Origin of the sequence: Donghicola tyrosinivorans, assembly GCF_003003355.1 — a bacterium.
Lineage (GTDB): Bacteria > Pseudomonadota > Alphaproteobacteria > Rhodobacterales > Rhodobacteraceae > Donghicola > Donghicola tyrosinivorans.
Genome location: NZ_PVTQ01000001.1, coordinates 273,692 through 287,941 on the forward strand (window position 1 = coordinate 273,692; position 14,250 = coordinate 287,941).

The window sequence follows — 14,250 nt, forward strand, 5'->3', positions numbered from 1 at the left end:
ATCGGCCAAGAAGAGGAAGTTTGCCAAATTCATTTTGCGCAAATGCAGGTACGTGGCGATGGCAGCACAGTGGGATGATTTGCGGGTGTTTCTAGCCGTGGCGCGGGCAGGGGGGCTGACGCCCGCAGGGCAGCGGTTGCGTGTGGACCCTGCAACAGTGGGGCGGCGCATCACGCGGTTGGAAGAGGACTTTGGCGCGCCGCTTTTTGCCCGTTCGCCGCAGGGCTATGCCCTGACCGAGGCGGGCCAGCGTCTATTGCCACAGGCGGTTGCCGTTGAGCAGGCGATGGAGGCGGCGTTCGAGACGGCCGAGAATGCCTCAGGTGGGCTATCGGGTCAGATCCGGATCGGGGCGCCTGATGGTTGCGCGAACTATGTGCTGCCACAGGTTTGCGCCCGGATCGTTGAGGATAATCCCGACCTTGAGGTGCAGATCGTGGCCTTGCCGCGGGTCTTCAACCTGTCCCGCCGCGAGGCCGACATGGCTGTAGGGGTCAGCCGTCCGACCGCGGGGCGCCTGACTGTCCAAAAGATTAGTGACTACCATCTGCATCTTGCCGCGTCCGAGGATTATCTGGCCAGCCATCCGGAAATCACCAGTCTTGCGGATCTGCAAGGCCATCGGATGGTGGGCTACATTCCCGATATGATCTTTGACAAAGAACTGGATTACCTGACCGAATTGGGGGTCGAGAGGGTGAATCTGGCCTCTAATTCGGTCTCTGTGCAGTTCAACTGGGTCCGCTCGGGCGGCGGTTTGGGGGTGGTGCATGACTTTGCAATTCCCTCGGCCACGGGAATAAAGCGTATTCTGGCACCAGACATTAGTCTTACCCGAAGTTTTTATTTGATCCGTCATGCAGATGACAGGCGACTTGAACGCATGAATCGCTTTGCAAAATTGGTGGCTGAAGGCATCCGAACTGAGATCAGCCGATTAGAAGGGATGGCTTGACAGTCGCTCGTATTGCGCGGACGCTGGTGGAAACGAAACATTATTTCGAGGAGGGGATAATGCTGGTCCAGCAGATTCTTAAGAGCAAAGGGGATCAAAGCGTCGTCACGGTTTTGCCGGAAAGCACAGTCGCAGAAGCGGCAGCGGTGCTTGCCAAGTACGGGATCGGTACGGTGCTTGTTTCGTCCGACGGTAAAAAGCCCGAAGGCATCCTGTCCGAGCGGGACATTGTACGTCATCTGGCCAGAAACGGGGCGTCGGTTCTGGACGCGCGCGTTGACAGCTTGATGACCAAGAACCTCAAAACCTGCGGTCGCGATGCGCGCACCCATGAGGTCATGAGAACGATGACAGATGGTCGCTTCCGTCACATGCCTGTGGTCGAAGATGGCGAGTTGATTGGCGTCATCTCTCTGGGGGACACTGTGAAAGCTCAGCTTTCACATCTGGAGATGGAGAAAGAGGCCCTTGAAGGAATGATCATGGGCCAATGATCTGAGCCCTTGCATTCTGCGCCGCAATAATATTGCTTCGGCGCAGAATGAATAAGGGGGACTTGGCCATGCGGATCGGACTTTATCCCGGAACGTTTGACCCGATTACACTTGGGCATGTGGATATTATCCGGCGGGCAGCCGCATTAGTGGACCGATTGGTCATTGGTGTGGCCATCAACCGCGATAAGGGGCCATTGTTCTCGCTGGAAGAACGTGTGGCGATGATTGACGCCGAATGCGCTATCCTGTCCCAAGAGACTGACACCGAAATCGTCGCTCATCCCTTCGAGAATCTGCTGATCGATTGCGCCAATGATGTGGGCGCACAGTTGATCATTCGCGGTCTGCGGGCAGTCTCGGACTTTGAGTACGAATACCAGATGGTCGGTATGAATCGTCAGCTGGATGATAGTATCGAGACCGTCTTCCTGATGGCCGAAGCGCAGCATCAGGCGATTGCCTCCAAGCTGGTGAAAGAAATCGCCCGACTGGGTGGGGATGTCAGCAAATTTGTAACGCCGAACGTGCAGCAGAAATTGGCTGCGCGCCTGCGCCGCTGACCTCACTCAAAGGGGGCTAGGGCCCCCACTGCGACCATCCCGTTTAGCATGGCGTCAACGGCGACGGCGGCAAGGATCATGCCCATAATCCGGCTGATGATCGATGCACCGCCATTGCCGATTACACGGTGAATCGGGTTGGCGGCCAAAAGGATGCCCAAGGCCGCCAGCATGACAACTGCCATGATGCCGGTTGTCATCGCCTGATGGGCGATCGAGTTGCGGTCATTGTCGGTCAGGACCACCACCGCCAACATTGCGCCCGGCGAGGCGATAGACGGCATGGCGAGCGGAAAGATCGCTGTCTGGGTGGTGTCGATACTGGCCATCTCGGATTCGGGTTTGCTGTCGCCAAAGATCATGGTCAGGGCAAACAGCAACAACACCAAACCGCCTGCGATCTGAAAAGAGGCAAGGCTAAGGCCCAAAGCCTCAAGTACGATTTGTCCGATAAGGATGAACAGCAGCAGCACGGCAAAGGAAATCGCGATGGCGCGAAATGCGGTGCTGCGGCGTTGTTCGGGGTTCATTCCGGCCGTGACAGCCAGAAAGACGGGCAGGGTGCCGATGGGGTCGATCACGACCCAAAGCGTGATCAGTTCCTGAAGGATAGCTTGGGTCGTGAGCAATATATGTCCTTAGCGGATCAGATAAACTTGGCCATTGCGACCGCGGTATCCGCCATACGGTTCGAGAAGCCCCACTCGTTGTCGTACCAACTCAGGATACGGCACATGGTTCCTTCCATCACCTTGGTTTGATCCGTCGCGAAGATCGAGCTGTGCGCGTCGTGGTTAAAGTCCATCGACACCAGCTTCTCGTCGGTGACGCCCAGAATGCCTTTCAGCTCGCCAGCGGCAGCTTCGTGGATGGCGGCGTTGATCTCTTCGGCAGTGGTCGCGCGGGCCGCTTCGAAGGTCAGGTCAACGACCGACACGTTCGGGGTGGGAACGCGGATGGCCACACCGTCCAGCTTGCCGTTCAGCTCGGGCAGAACCAGACCCACAGCCTTCGCCGCACCGGTCGAGGTCGGGATCATCGACAGGGCCGCTGCGCGCGCGCGGTAGAGGTCCTTGTGCATGGTGTCCAGAGTCGGCTGGTCGCCGGTGTAGCTGTGGATGGTGGTCATGAAGCCACGGGTGATGCCGATCTTGTCGTTCAGCACCTTTGCCACGGGCGACAGGCAGTTGGTGGTGCACGACGCGTTCGAGACAACCAGATCTTCTGCGGTCAGGGTGTTGTGGTTCACACCGTAAACGATGGTCTTGTCCGCACCCGAAGCAGGGGCCGAGACCAGAACCCGCTTGGAGCCGTTCGACAGGTGGAACGCGGCCTTGTCACGGTCGGTAAAGATGCCGGTGCATTCCAGCGCGATGTCCACGCCTTCCCAAGGCAGCTCTTTGGGGTCGCGGATCGCGGTAACCTTAATGGGGCCACGGCCTGCATCGATCACGCCGTCACCGACGCTGACAGGGCTGGGGAAGCGGCCATGGACGCTGTCGTATTTCAGCAGGTGGGCGTTGGTTTCGACGGGGCCCAAATCGTTGATGGCCACGACTTCGATATCGGTACGGCCCGACTCGATGATTCCACGCAGAACATTGCGGCCAATGCGGCCAAACCCGTTGATGGCGACTTTGACGGTCATAAAAGTATCCTCCCGCGAAGTGTCGTATGATAACGCTAACAAAGTTAACGCTAACATGGCGATTTAACGCGAGAAGTCAACCAAAGAGACGCGCGCTGGCCTCAGCGCCAGAAGATCAGCTTTTCGAGAAGCAAAATTCCCTTCTTCCCAAGGAAGATAGTGGCCGCGCCGTCTTGCACGATCCAGTCAAAACAAAAGGCGCCCAAGATGAGGGCGCCTAGAATCAACGACAGTTTGTTGGTCATGGCCGGGGCCGCGCTCCTTAGTGCAGGAGGCGTCCCATGGCTGCGGCCACATCGGCCATGCGGCACGAGAAGCCCCATTCGTTGTCGTACCATGCCAGAACGCGCACGGTCCGGCCACCCACAACCTTGGTTTGATCGGGTGCAAAAATCGACGAATGGCTGGTGTGGTTGAAGTCGATCGAAACCTTGGGCTCGGGGTCGTAGCCCAGAACGTGGCCCATGTGGCCTGCGGCTGCCTCACGAACGATCTCGTTCACGTCGGCAACGGTCACATCTTTGCCAGCTTCAAAGGTCAGGTCAACGCAAGAGACGTTGGGGGTGGGCACGCGCATGGCGGTGCCGTCCAGACGGCCTTCCAGCTCGGGCAGAACTTCTTTCAGGGCCTTCGCCGCACCGGTCGAGGTGGGGATCATTGCCATCGCCGCAGCGCGGGCGCGGTACAGGTCCTTGTGGCGACGGTCCAGCGTGGGCTGGTCGCCAGTGTAGCTGTGGATGGTGGTCATGATGCCGCGCTCGATGCCGATCGCGTCGTTCAGAACCTTCGCCAGCGGCGCCAGACAGTTGGTGGTGCACGATCCGTTCGAAATCAGACGGTCGCCTTCCACCAGGCTGCGGTGGTTCACGCCGTAAACGATGGTCTTGTCCACGTTGGTCGCAGGCGCCGAGATCAGAACCGACTTGGCACCGCGCTCCAGATGGACCGAGGATTTCACACCGTCGTTGAACTTTCCGGTGCATTCCAGAACCACGTCACAGCCGTCCCAGTCCAGTTCCTTGGGCTCGTAGGTCGACATCACGTCAATCGGGCCACGGCCCAGATCCAGCGTGTTGCCATCCACCTTCACCACACCGCCGAAACGGCCATGCACGCTGTCATACTTCAGCAGGTGCGCGTTGGTCTCAATCGGGCCGGTTGCGTTGATCTTCACAACCTGCACGTCGTTGCGTGCGCTTTCAGCGATATGAGCCAGAGTGCAGCGGCCGATGCGGCCAAAGCCATTGATGCCAACGGTGATGGTCATGGAGGGTCTCCTGAGGCGACAAGGTGTAGCAATCTTGCCTCGCTATATGCCGCAAGCCTCTCTCGGGGGCAAAAGAAAATCGCTAAGATTTCCAATATGTTAGCGATAAACCATGCCGCGCGCACAGGTTTGCGCTAACGGTCCTGCGCTAACATTGCCGCAATGCGGCATCTGCCGCTGCGTCAACGCAACCGGCTTCCTTATTGCCCAAATACTCGATTCTCGTACTCGCCACGCAAGCAGGCGCAAAAGAAAAGGGCGCCCCGTAGGACGCCCTCTCCGAATACCGTGTTCTCTAAGATCAGAGCAGGTCTTTGACCTTCTGGGCCACATTGGCCGCAGTGATACCGAACTTCTCATAGAGGGTCTCGGCAGGGGCCGATGCACCAAAGCCTTCCATCCCGACGAATGCAGCCTTGTTCTCGCGGCCGCGCTCACCCAGCAGGTACTTGTCCCAAGGCTGACGGACGGCAGCTTCGACAGCCACGCGAACAGGGCCTGCGGGCAGCACGCGCTTGCGGTAGGCTTCGTCCTGCGCGTCGAAGAGCTCCATACAGGGCATCGAAACAACGCGGGTGCCGATGCCTTCGGCTTCCAGCAGCTTCTTGGCTTCCATCGCGATTTCGACTTCCGAGCCGGTCGCCATGATGATCGCCTGACGCTTGCCTTCCGCTTCGGCCAGAACATAGCCGCCCTGAGCGGTCAGGTTCTTCAGCTTGTGCTCGGTCCGGACGGTGGGCAGGTTCTGGCGCGACAATGCCATCACGGTCGGGGTCGACTTCGACGACAGGGCAATCTCCCACGCTTCCGCAGTCTCTACCGCATCTGCAGGGCGGATCAGGTAGGTGTTCGGGGTCGCGCGGCAGTAGGCCAGATGCTCGACCGGCTGGTGAGTCGGGCCATCTTCGCCAAGACCGATGCTGTCGTGGGTCATGACGTAGGTCACCGGAACGCCCATCAGCGCCGACAGGCGCATCGAGCCACGGGCGTAGTCGGCAAAGCACAGAAAGGTGCCGCCGTAGGGGCGCACGCCGCCGTGCAGCGCCATACCGTTCATGGCAGCGGCCATGCCGTGCTCACGGATACCGTAGTAAACGTAACGGCCTTTGCGATCCTCGGGGCTGAAGACACCCAGATCACCGGTCTTGGTGTTGTTCGAGCCGGTCAGGTCCGCCGAGCCACCGATGGTCTCGGGCGCGATGGGGTTGATGACTTCCAGCGCCATTTCCGACGCTTTGCGGGTCGCAACCTTGGGCGCGTCTTCCGAAATCTGCTTTTTCAGCGCCTTGATAGTCGCCGACAGCTTCTTGGGGGCCTCGCCGGTCATCATGCGGGTGAATTCCGCCTGACGGCTTGCGGATGCTTCGGCAAAGCGGGCTTCCCAAGCGGCGCGCTCTGCCTGACCGCGGGTGCCGATGGCTTCCCACTGGGCCTTCACGTCTGCGGGGATCTCAAACGGACCGAAGTTCCAGCCATATAGCGCCTTCGCAGCGGCCAGTTGGTCCGCATTGGTCAGGGCGCCGTGGCCTTTGCTGGTGTCCTGTGCTGCGTGACCCAGTGCGATGTGGGTTTTGCAGGCGATCATCGACGGCTTCTTGGTGACTTTCGCCTTGCTGATCGCGTCGTCGATCTGCGCGGGGTCGTGGCCGTCGATTTCGATCACATGCCAGCCCGACGCCTTGAAGCGTGCAACCTGGTTGGTGCGGTCGGTCAGATCAACGGTGCCGTCGATGGTGATGTTGTTGTTGTCCCACAGGACGATCAGCTTGCCCAGTTCCTGACGACCGGCCAGTGCGATGGCTTCCTGGCTGACGCCCTCCATGAGGCAGCCGTCACCGGCGATGACATAGGTGTAGTGGTCAACGATCTTCTTGCCGTAGCGACCGCGCAGCGATGCTTCGGCCATGGCGAAACCAACCGCGTTCGAGATGCCCTGACCCAGCGGGCCGGTGGTGGTCTCGATGCCTTTGGCGTGGCCGTATTCGGGGTGACCTGCGGTGATCGCGCCCCACTGGCGGAAGTTCTTCACCTGCTCAAGGGTCATATCCTCGTAGCCGGTGAGGTACAGCAGGCTGTACATCAGCATCGAGCCGTGACCGGCCGACAGGATGAAACGGTCGCGGTCGAACCAGTCGGGGTTCTTCGCGTCGAATTTCAGGTGCTTTTCGAACAGGACGGTTGCCACATCCGCCATGCCCATCGGCATACCCGAGTGACCCGAGTTCGCGGCAGCAACCGCATCCAGCGTGAGTGTGCGGATGGCGGTGGCCTTCATCCAGTGTTCGGGGTTGGCTGTGCGCAGGGCTTCGATATCCACGTGCCTTATCCTCTGTCAGAAGCGTATCTGCGCTCAATAACACCCCAAGGCCAGAGTGCAACATCCTTGCGGCATTGGATGTAACCTATTGACGGGCAAGGGGGCGCATTTCCGCGCACGACCCGTTAGAGTGGTCGCTGAAATCGGCAGAAGCGATTCGTCGCCCCTGTCAGAGCAGGAATGTCTCTTAGAAAGGCACCACGCAATGAATGATATCGAGGAGATCCAGCGCAGACTTGCGTATGCGCTTGACCGGATCGGCAAAGGCGTTGAGGGGTTGGACAAGGCGCCAGCACCCGCTGCCGCCGCAGCACCCGACCTTGAAACCCAAGCAGAAGTGACCCGTCTGCAATCGGCTTTGAAAGACGCAGAGGCGCGCATTGTTTCTCTGGAAGCGGACCTGAGCGCTGCCAAAGCCGCAGAGGCCGCCGCGAAAGAGGCGGCAGAGGCCGTTCCCGAAGCGCCGATGATCGATGTGGACGCCGCCGCAGAACTGGAACAGCAGGTGGCACGCCTTAAAGCGGCGAATGTTGCGCTGCGTGAAAACAACGCGACCCTGCGCGAAGCGGTACAGGCGGGCAAGGACGTGGACCTGGACGCGTCCTTGAAGGCCGAGTTGGAATCCCTACGGGCCGAGCGCGCCTCGGAAGCGGCAGAGATGCAGGTGCTTCTAGGGGCCGTGCAGGATGTAGCGGATGGTAAAACCCCGCAGGAGGCAAACTGATGCCCGAAGTTGATGTGATGATCGGTGGCCGCAATTTCACCGTGGCCTGTCAGCCCGGTGAAGAGCAATACCTGCGCAACGCCGCAGCAGCCCTTGATGTAGAGGCAAGCGCATTGGTCGCGCAGGTGGGCCGCATTACCGAAGCTCGTATGCTACTGATGGCCGGCTTGATCCTTGCGGACAAAACCGGTGGCCATAACGATCAGGTCCGCGCCTTGACTGACCGGATCAAAGCGTTGGAGGCCGAACTGAACGCCGCCCGCGCCGCGCCAGCCAAAACCGTCGAGGTCGCGGTGATCCCTGAAGACGTCACCAAAGCGCTGTCCGATCTTGCCGAACAGGCCGAGGCGCTGGCCGATCAGGTCGAAGACATCGCAACCCGCTAAAGGGTGCTTAAATGTTGGAAGGCGTCCGGTGTGCGATTTCTCTCGCACGATAACCGGACGCCTTTTGCATGCCTTCCCACCGGCGGATCAGGGCGCTGCGCTTGGCGGGGTAGGGTGTATCGTGCACCTCTAGCGCGGCAATGCGGTCTGTTCGGAAATGTCGAAAGTCCTGCCGCGTCTCGCACCACGCAACCACGATACGCACTTCTTCAAGATAGGCGATAAACAAGGGCCAGATCGTGCGGCGGGACTGTCGGTTGTCTGCATCAGAATAATCGAAGGTCAACCGCAGCCGCTCGCGGATCGCAAGCCGCAAGTCAGAGGTATCAAACGCCTCGGTCGGGTTCGGACGGAAGGACACCGTTCGCGCTCCGCTTTCCAGAATATAAGGGCGCAGCTCTTCGGGTATTGCCTCTGAGAGTTTCGCCACCAGATCACGGGCCGCAGCCGCCAGCGCTGGATCACACCGCGCTGCAACCCAAGCGGCCCCAAGGGCGGCGGCCTCTAATTCATCCGGTGTCAGCATCAGGGGCGGCATGTCATATCCGTCGCGCAGGACATAGCCAGTGCCAGCCTCGCCTTGCACAGGGACGCGTTGGGCAATCAGTTCGGCCATGTCGCGGTAAAGGGTGCGCAGGGAAATCTCTAGCTCATCGGCCAACTCACGTCCCGTGACGGGACGGCGGGCGCTGCGCAGAATCTGGATGATTTGAAACAAGCGATCGGTGCGGCGCATTTTTGGGACTCCTGCTGCCATACTGCTGACAGAACGCTGTCAGCATAGCAGGTCTAGAGAAGGTGTCAGTTGTTTCTGACACGAAGGAATCGAGAGATGCACAGAACCGGTCAATGCGCCTGCGGCGCCATTCATTTTGAAATTACCCAGCCCTTTATGGCGTCGGGGGCGTGCCATTGCACCGATTGCCAGAAGATCACGGGCGGTGCTGCAAACTATGTAGTGCTGGTGCCGAAGGACGGTCTGACGGTCACCAAGGGCGACTTGGCCCACTACCGGAAAACCGGTGACAGCGGCGGAGTGGTGTCACGGGCCTTTTGCGGCGATTGCGGCACCCATCTGTGGGGCGAGCCGACACATGAACCCTTCTTCACGGTCAAAGTAGGCACGCTGGATGATCGGTCTGACTATGAGCCCCAGATGGAAATTTTCACAGCCTCCGCGCCTGCGTGGCACCTGAAGCACGACGGTATCCCCCATTTCGAACGGATGCCGACCGCGCCAGCTAGCTAACCCTGAAAAGACAAAAGCCCGCCTAATTGGCGGGCTTTTCCAAATCATGCGAAAGAATGCTTAGGCGTTGGCTTCGCGGATCTTGTTGGCGGCTTCCTTGTCGTAGGTCACGCCGTTGTCGTCGAACATCTGGTCCAGCTCGCCCGAGAGGGTCATCTCGGTGATGATGTCACAGCCGCCCACGAATTCGCCTTTCACATAAAGCTGGGGAATGGTCGGCCAATCCGAGAAATCCTTAATGCCCTGACGGATGCCTTCGTCGGCCAGAACGTTCACGTCGGTATAATCAACGCCCATGAAGTTCAGAACGCCAGCCACGCGGCTGGAGAAGCCGCACTGGGGCATTTCTTTGGTGCCTTTCATGTAAAGCACCACGGTGTTGTTTTCGATCGTGTCTTTGATCTGCTGTTGTGCGTCGCTCATTCGACCCTCCTTGAGGTCTTGCGATTGTGGGCGCGGTGAAAGCGCCGGGCATAATCGCCGTCATCTGTTTCTTTCGGGATATGAATATCGGCCTCGGTCAGCGATTTTCTACCCCAAATCGTGTTCCGCTCCAGTGATGCGTTGCGGCGGTTCGCCTCGGCAATGATGGAGTGATCGACCGCCTCTAGCCCCAGTTCGGGTCCATCAGGCGCGTCATAGTCCGGTTGCCGCCGTGCCAGCGGAGTGTAGCGAGAGGGCACTTTGCGCAATCCCCAAAGGATCAGCACGGCCCCGAACGCCAGCACCCCGATTAGGGCGTCATCCATCAGGCAGGCGCCCGCGTGGTCAGGGCCAGCGCGTGCAGCTCGCCTTGCGAGCCGTCCATCTTGCCCTTCAGCGCCGCATAAACGGCCCGTTGCTGCTGGACGCGGTTCTGGCCGCGGAAGCTTTCATCAATGACCTCGGCGGCAAAGTGGTTGCCGTCGCCTGCGGTATCCGTAATCACGATTTTCGCGTTCGGAAAGGTCTCGCGCAGCAGGTTTTCGATTTCATCAGCACGCATTGGCATGTGCTAGGGGCCTCCGTCATTTACCGAATAAAGGGTAGGCGTCGCGTGCCCCCTTCGCAAGGGGCACGCGTGATTGACATATCAATTTTACTGAGTGTTTGTGGCCTTAACCCAGACGGTCGGCCAGCGCACCGCGGAACAGCGCCGAGAGTTCGGCCAGCGATGCAGAGGTGCCACCGAACGAGACGGTGTCACCGTGGAATTTACCGACAGTCTGGATCGACACGTCAGCGGTTGCCGCTGCAGTCATCAAGGCTTCGGCCATGTCAAAGTTACAGGCGATCAGGTAGCGGCCCTGATCCTCACCAAAGAGGGTCGCGGTGTCTGCGGCATCCAGATGCACGCCAACGCCATGAGCTTCGGCCATCTCGAAGGCTGCGACCGCCAGACCACCATCGCTGAGGTCAGTGCAGGCGCGGATGAAGTCGCGGTTCGCGCGGATAAAGTCGCCGTTCTTGCGTTCAGCTTCCAGATCCACGTGAGGCGCGTCGCCATCTTCGCGGTTGAAGACCTCTGCCAGCAGAGCAGACTGACCTAGATGACCTGCGGTGTCACCCACCAGCAGCGCCACATGACCTTCGCGTACGTCACCACCGATCACGTTGTCCACGTGGTCAATGATGCCAACGGCACAGATGGTCGGAGTGGGCAGGATCGGCTCGCCATCGGTCTCGTTATAAAGCGAGACGTTGCCCGAAACGATCGGGGTATCCAGCGCAAGGCAGGCCTCGCCGATACCCTGAATGGCGCCCACAAACTGGCCCATGATCTCGGGCTTTTCGGGGTTGCCGAAGTTCAGGTTGTCGGTGGTGGCCAAGGGCTTGGCGCCAACGGCGGTCAGGTTGCGGTAGGCTTCGGCCACGGCCTGACGGCCACCCTGAACGGGGTTGGCTTTCACATAGCGCGGGGTCACGTCGGACGAGAAGGCCAGAACCTTGTTCGTGCCGTGAACGCGGACCAGACCTGCACCGGCACCGGGGGTGCGCAGGGTGTCACCCATCACCTGAGTGTCATACTGCTGGTAGACCCACTGGCGCGAACAATAGTTCATGCTGCCGATGATCGCCTTCAGGCCGTCGATCGGGTTCACCTCGGCGACGGGTGCCAGTTCGGCTGCCGCGGGGGTGGGGACGTGGGGACGGTCATATTCCGGCGCGTTGCCCGAAAGGGCGCGCAGGGGCAGATCGGCCATCACCTTGCCGTTGTGTTCAATGATGAACTTGTCTTCGGGGATGGTCTCGCCAACGATGGCAAAGTCCAGATCCCACTTGTCGAAGACAGCCTTGGCTTCGGCTTCCTTCTCGGGGCGCAGCACCATCAGCATACGTTCCTGAGATTCCGACAGCATCATCTCATAGGCGGTCATGTTCTTTTCGCGGCAGGGCACGTTGTCGAGGATCAGGCGCACGCCCAATTCACCCTTGTCGCCCATTTCCACAGCCGAGCAGGTCAGACCCGCCGCGCCCATGTCCTGAATCGAGATCACAGCGCCGGTCTGCATCAGTTCCAGCGTCGCTTCCATCAGACGCTTTTCAGTGAAGGGGTCACCAACCTGAACGGTGGGACGCTTTTCTTCGATGGTCTCGTCGAATTCCGCCGAAGCCATGGTCGCACCGCCAACGCCGTCACGGCCGGTCTTCGCACCAAGGTACACCACGGGCATGCCCACGCCGGACGCGGCCGAGTAGAAGATCTTGTCCGCATCCGCGAGGCCCGCCGCAAAGGCGTTGACCAGACAGTTGCCGTTGTACGCTTTGTTAAAGCGCAGCTCGCCGCCCACAGTTGGAACGCCAAAACAGTTGCCGTAGCCGCCGACACCTTCGACTACGCCGTGCAGCAGACGCTTGGTCTTGGGATGTTCGGGCTCACCGAAGGACAGACTGTTCATCGCTGCGATGGGACGGGCGCCCATGGTGAAGACATCGCGCAGAATGCCGCCCACGCCGGTTGCCGCACCTTGATAGGGCTCGATGTAGCTGGGGTGGTTGTGGCTTTCCATCTTGAAGATGACAGCCTGACCGTCGCCGATATCGACGACGCCTGCGTTCTCGCCAGGGCCACAGATGACCTGCGGGCCGGTGGTGGGCAGAGTGCGCAGCCATTTCTTGGAACTCTTGTACGAGCAGTGCTCGTTCCACATCGCCGAGAAGATACCCAGTTCGGTGAAGGTCGGTTCGCGGTTCAGGATGCGAAGGATTTCAGCATATTCATCGGGCTTGATGCCGTGGGCCGCGATGAGGTCGGGCGTGATTGCCGGCTCTTGCATGGAAAAAGTCCCCTTAAGACGGATTGCCGCGCTTTTATGACAGAGCGGCCACGGGGAAAAGGGGCTTGGGGGCGCAAAACGCCTCTGCGATGCGTTTTGGGGGCAAATCCTTCGCCGAAGGATTTGAAACGCGCTTTGCGCGTCGGATATTTTTCGGGAAAAATATCTCTTCGGTGCGGTTTGGGCTTGTCAGGGAATTTCCCTTGTTTTGTTGGGCGAAAAAAAAGGCCGAGCACTAAGCCCGGCCAAAGTCCAACAGGGAGGTATGAAGGTGACGCGCAAAAGGGCGCCGTCGCCTTCGAGTGCTGAAATAGGCATCAGGAATGAATCGATCAAGGAATTAAATGCCGCAGGCGCATCATGCCTGATATGCCCTCAGCGCATGGCTGGGGGCATTCAGCCTTACAAAGGCGGCTCGTCCGGATTCGCGCGGCGTGTTTCTGCGATTTCATTCTGCACGAAATCGCGGAAGGCGGCGATGCGCTGGGACTGACGCAGTTCCTCGGGGTAGGCCAGATAGACGGGCACTTCGGCGCTTTCTACTTCGGGCAACACACGCACAAGATCAGGGAAGTCCACGGTCAGGTACTGGGGCAGGACCCCAATGCCCAGATCATGGATAACCGCTTGAAGAACCCCGAAATAACTGTTCACCGTCAGGGTCGAGGTCACGTCATTGGCCAGCAGCGATGCCACCAGTTGCGCCCCTGCGCCCACCTGAGGCGTACTAGGGCTTTGACAGATCAGCCGGTGGTTCGCGATCTCAGACAGGGTTTGCGGCGTGCCGAATTGGTCCAGATATTTCTGGGTGGCATAAAGGCGCATGGTCACGTTGAACAGGCGCTTGCGGACCAGATCGGCTTGGCTTGGCTCTTTCATGCGGATGGCGACATCCGCTTCGCGCATGGGTAGGTCCAGTACGCGTTCTTCCAGCATCAGGTCGATTTTGAGATTCGGATACTGTTCGTACAGCTTGGGCAAGCGCGGCGCCAACCACAGGGACCCGAATCCCGTGGTGGTGGTCACACGCAATTCGCCGAACACTTCTTCTTCACTGTCTTTGATGCGAGCCGAGGCCGTATCTAGGCGCCGCGTCATCGCCGAAGTGGCGTCAAACAGCAGCTCGCCCTGTTCGGTGAGAATCAGTCCGCGGGCATGACGGTGAAAAAGGGTGGTATTCAGGCTCTCTTCCAGTGCCCTGATTTGTCGGCTGACCGCCGATTGGGACAGGTGCAGCACGTCACCGGCATGAGTCAGGCTGCCCGCATCGGCAACCGCGTGAAAGATTCTTAGTTTGTCCCAGTCCATAATCGTAACTTTCTGCCCGTTCCTGCCACTCTATCCGAAACGTTTTTTATGTGAACGACCCAAACACGGAGAATTGTGGAAA

17 protein-coding genes are annotated in these 14,250 nt (G+C 59.5%); 6 read left to right on the forward strand and 11 right to left on the reverse strand.

Going from position 1 to position 14,250, the window contains the following annotated elements:
* Nucleotides 1-58 precede the first annotated feature (58 nt).
* The 3 genes from CLV74_RS01320 (at nt 59) to coaD (ending at nt 2,012) form a co-directional block, all read left to right on the forward strand.
* Entirely contained in the window at nt 59-955 is an 897-nt protein-coding gene (locus CLV74_RS01320; RefSeq protein ID WP_106262400.1) for a LysR family transcriptional regulator, read from the forward strand.
* A gap of 59 nt (nt 956-1,014) precedes the next feature.
* On the forward strand, nt 1,015-1,449 hold the full coding sequence (locus tag CLV74_RS01325) for a CBS domain-containing protein (protein ID WP_106262401.1): 435 nt from the start codon (nt 1,015-1,017) through the stop codon (nt 1,447-1,449).
* Nucleotides 1,450-1,517: 68 nt separating this feature from the next.
* Nucleotides 1,518-2,012 (forward strand): pantetheine-phosphate adenylyltransferase, encoded by a 495-nt coding sequence (gene coaD / locus CLV74_RS01330; RefSeq protein WP_106262402.1) that lies wholly within the window; start codon nt 1,518-1,520, stop codon nt 2,010-2,012.
* 2 nt (nt 2,013-2,014) lie between these two features.
* Here the strand turns inward: coaD and CLV74_RS01335 are convergent, their stop codons facing one another.
* From CLV74_RS01335 to tkt, 5 genes are all read right to left on the reverse strand, one after another.
* Nucleotides 2,015-2,641, reverse strand: coding sequence for a MarC family protein (locus tag CLV74_RS01335; protein ID WP_106262403.1), 627 nt, complete (start codon nt 2,639-2,641; stop codon nt 2,015-2,017).
* 17 nt (nt 2,642-2,658) lie between these two features.
* Complete coding sequence (gene gap / locus CLV74_RS01340) at nt 2,659-3,660, reverse strand: type I glyceraldehyde-3-phosphate dehydrogenase (protein ID WP_106262404.1); 1,002 nt, start codon at nt 3,658-3,660, stop codon at nt 2,659-2,661.
* Nucleotides 3,661-3,761: 101 nt separating this feature from the next.
* Complete coding sequence (locus CLV74_RS22710) at nt 3,762-3,905, reverse strand: hypothetical protein (protein ID WP_170107961.1); 144 nt, start codon at nt 3,903-3,905, stop codon at nt 3,762-3,764.
* 17 nt (nt 3,906-3,922) lie between these two features.
* Entirely contained in the window at nt 3,923-4,927 is a 1,005-nt protein-coding gene (gene gap, locus CLV74_RS01345; RefSeq protein WP_106262405.1) for a type I glyceraldehyde-3-phosphate dehydrogenase, read from the reverse strand.
* Between the two features lie 301 nt (nt 4,928-5,228).
* On the reverse strand, nt 5,229-7,244 hold the full coding sequence (tkt, locus tag CLV74_RS01350; RefSeq protein WP_106262406.1) for a transketolase: 2,016 nt from the start codon (nt 7,242-7,244) through the stop codon (nt 5,229-5,231).
* A 205-nt stretch (nt 7,245-7,449) separates the two neighbouring features.
* Between tkt and CLV74_RS01355 the strand changes: the two genes are divergently transcribed.
* Nucleotides 7,450-7,968, forward strand: a complete 519-nt coding sequence (locus CLV74_RS01355) for a hypothetical protein (RefSeq protein ID WP_106262407.1) — start codon at nt 7,450-7,452, stop codon at nt 7,966-7,968.
* On the forward strand, nt 7,968-8,354 hold the full coding sequence (locus tag CLV74_RS01360; protein WP_106262408.1) for a cell division protein ZapA: 387 nt from the start codon (nt 7,968-7,970) through the stop codon (nt 8,352-8,354). The genes CLV74_RS01355 and CLV74_RS01360 overlap by 1 nt, the downstream gene beginning before the upstream one ends.
* 7 nt (nt 8,355-8,361) lie before the next feature.
* On the opposite strand, the gene CLV74_RS01365 is transcribed toward CLV74_RS01360, so the two are convergent.
* Nucleotides 8,362-9,090, reverse strand: coding sequence for a helix-turn-helix transcriptional regulator (locus CLV74_RS01365; protein ID WP_106262409.1), 729 nt, complete (start codon nt 9,088-9,090; stop codon nt 8,362-8,364).
* A 96-nt stretch (nt 9,091-9,186) separates the two neighbouring features.
* On the opposite strand from CLV74_RS01365, the gene CLV74_RS01370 reads away from it, so the two are divergent.
* Nucleotides 9,187-9,603 (forward strand): GFA family protein, encoded by a 417-nt coding sequence (locus CLV74_RS01370; protein WP_106262410.1) that lies wholly within the window; start codon nt 9,187-9,189, stop codon nt 9,601-9,603.
* Nucleotides 9,604-9,663: 60 nt separating this feature from the next.
* On the opposite strand, the gene grxD is transcribed toward CLV74_RS01370, so the two are convergent.
* The 5 genes from grxD to CLV74_RS01395 all read right to left on the reverse strand — a co-directional run bounded on the left by grxD (nt 9,664) and on the right by CLV74_RS01395 (nt 14,168).
* Entirely contained in the window at nt 9,664-10,026 is a 363-nt protein-coding gene (grxD, locus tag CLV74_RS01375) for a Grx4 family monothiol glutaredoxin (protein ID WP_106262411.1), read from the reverse strand.
* A complete protein-coding gene (locus tag CLV74_RS01380) occupies nt 10,023-10,352 on the reverse strand; it encodes a hypothetical protein (protein ID WP_106262412.1) in 330 nt (109 codons plus the stop codon). The genes grxD and CLV74_RS01380 overlap by 4 nt, the downstream gene beginning before the upstream one ends.
* A complete protein-coding gene (locus CLV74_RS01385; RefSeq protein WP_106262413.1) occupies nt 10,352-10,594 on the reverse strand; it encodes a BolA/IbaG family iron-sulfur metabolism protein in 243 nt (80 codons plus the stop codon). Before CLV74_RS01385 ends, CLV74_RS01380 begins: the two co-directional genes overlap by 1 nt.
* A gap of 106 nt (nt 10,595-10,700) precedes the next feature.
* Nucleotides 10,701-12,860: a phosphoribosylformylglycinamidine synthase subunit PurL gene (gene purL, locus CLV74_RS01390; RefSeq protein WP_106262414.1), complete on the reverse strand. Its 2,160-nt coding sequence runs from the start codon at nt 12,858-12,860 to the stop codon at nt 10,701-10,703.
* Nucleotides 12,861-13,262: 402 nt separating this feature from the next.
* A complete protein-coding gene (locus CLV74_RS01395; protein ID WP_106262415.1) occupies nt 13,263-14,168 on the reverse strand; it encodes a LysR family transcriptional regulator in 906 nt (301 codons plus the stop codon).
* Between the last annotated feature and the right edge of the window lie 82 nt (nt 14,169-14,250).

Coding starts and splice junctions, on each gene's coding strand:
- CLV74_RS01385 (WP_106262413.1), bottom strand. CDS start 10,594: ATGCCAATGCGTGCTGATGAAATCGAAAACCTGCTGCGCGAGACCTTT.
- CLV74_RS22710 (WP_170107961.1), bottom strand. CDS start 3,905: ATGACCAACAAACTGTCGTTGATTCTAGGCGCCCTCATCTTGGGCGCC.
- coaD (WP_106262402.1), top strand. CDS start 1,518: ATGCGGATCGGACTTTATCCCGGAACGTTTGACCCGATTACACTTGGG.
- CLV74_RS01370 (WP_106262410.1), top strand. CDS start 9,187: ATGCACAGAACCGGTCAATGCGCCTGCGGCGCCATTCATTTTGAAATT.
- CLV74_RS01365 (WP_106262409.1), bottom strand. CDS start 9,090: ATGCGCCGCACCGATCGCTTGTTTCAAATCATCCAGATTCTGCGCAGC.
- CLV74_RS01320 (WP_106262400.1), top strand. CDS start 59: ATGGCAGCACAGTGGGATGATTTGCGGGTGTTTCTAGCCGTGGCGCGG.
- purL (WP_106262414.1), bottom strand. CDS start 12,860: ATGCAAGAGCCGGCAATCACGCCCGACCTCATCGCGGCCCACGGCATC.
- CLV74_RS01355 (WP_106262407.1), top strand. CDS start 7,450: ATGAATGATATCGAGGAGATCCAGCGCAGACTTGCGTATGCGCTTGAC.
- CLV74_RS01380 (WP_106262412.1), bottom strand. CDS start 10,352: ATGGATGACGCCCTAATCGGGGTGCTGGCGTTCGGGGCCGTGCTGATC.
- gap (WP_106262405.1), bottom strand. CDS start 4,927: ATGACCATCACCGTTGGCATCAATGGCTTTGGCCGCATCGGCCGCTGC.
- CLV74_RS01325 (WP_106262401.1), top strand. CDS start 1,015: ATGCTGGTCCAGCAGATTCTTAAGAGCAAAGGGGATCAAAGCGTCGTC.
- CLV74_RS01360 (WP_106262408.1), top strand. CDS start 7,968: ATGCCCGAAGTTGATGTGATGATCGGTGGCCGCAATTTCACCGTGGCC.
- grxD (WP_106262411.1), bottom strand. CDS start 10,026: ATGAGCGACGCACAACAGCAGATCAAAGACACGATCGAAAACAACACC.
- gap (WP_106262404.1), bottom strand. CDS start 3,660: ATGACCGTCAAAGTCGCCATCAACGGGTTTGGCCGCATTGGCCGCAAT.
- CLV74_RS01395 (WP_106262415.1), bottom strand. CDS start 14,168: ATGGACTGGGACAAACTAAGAATCTTTCACGCGGTTGCCGATGCGGGC.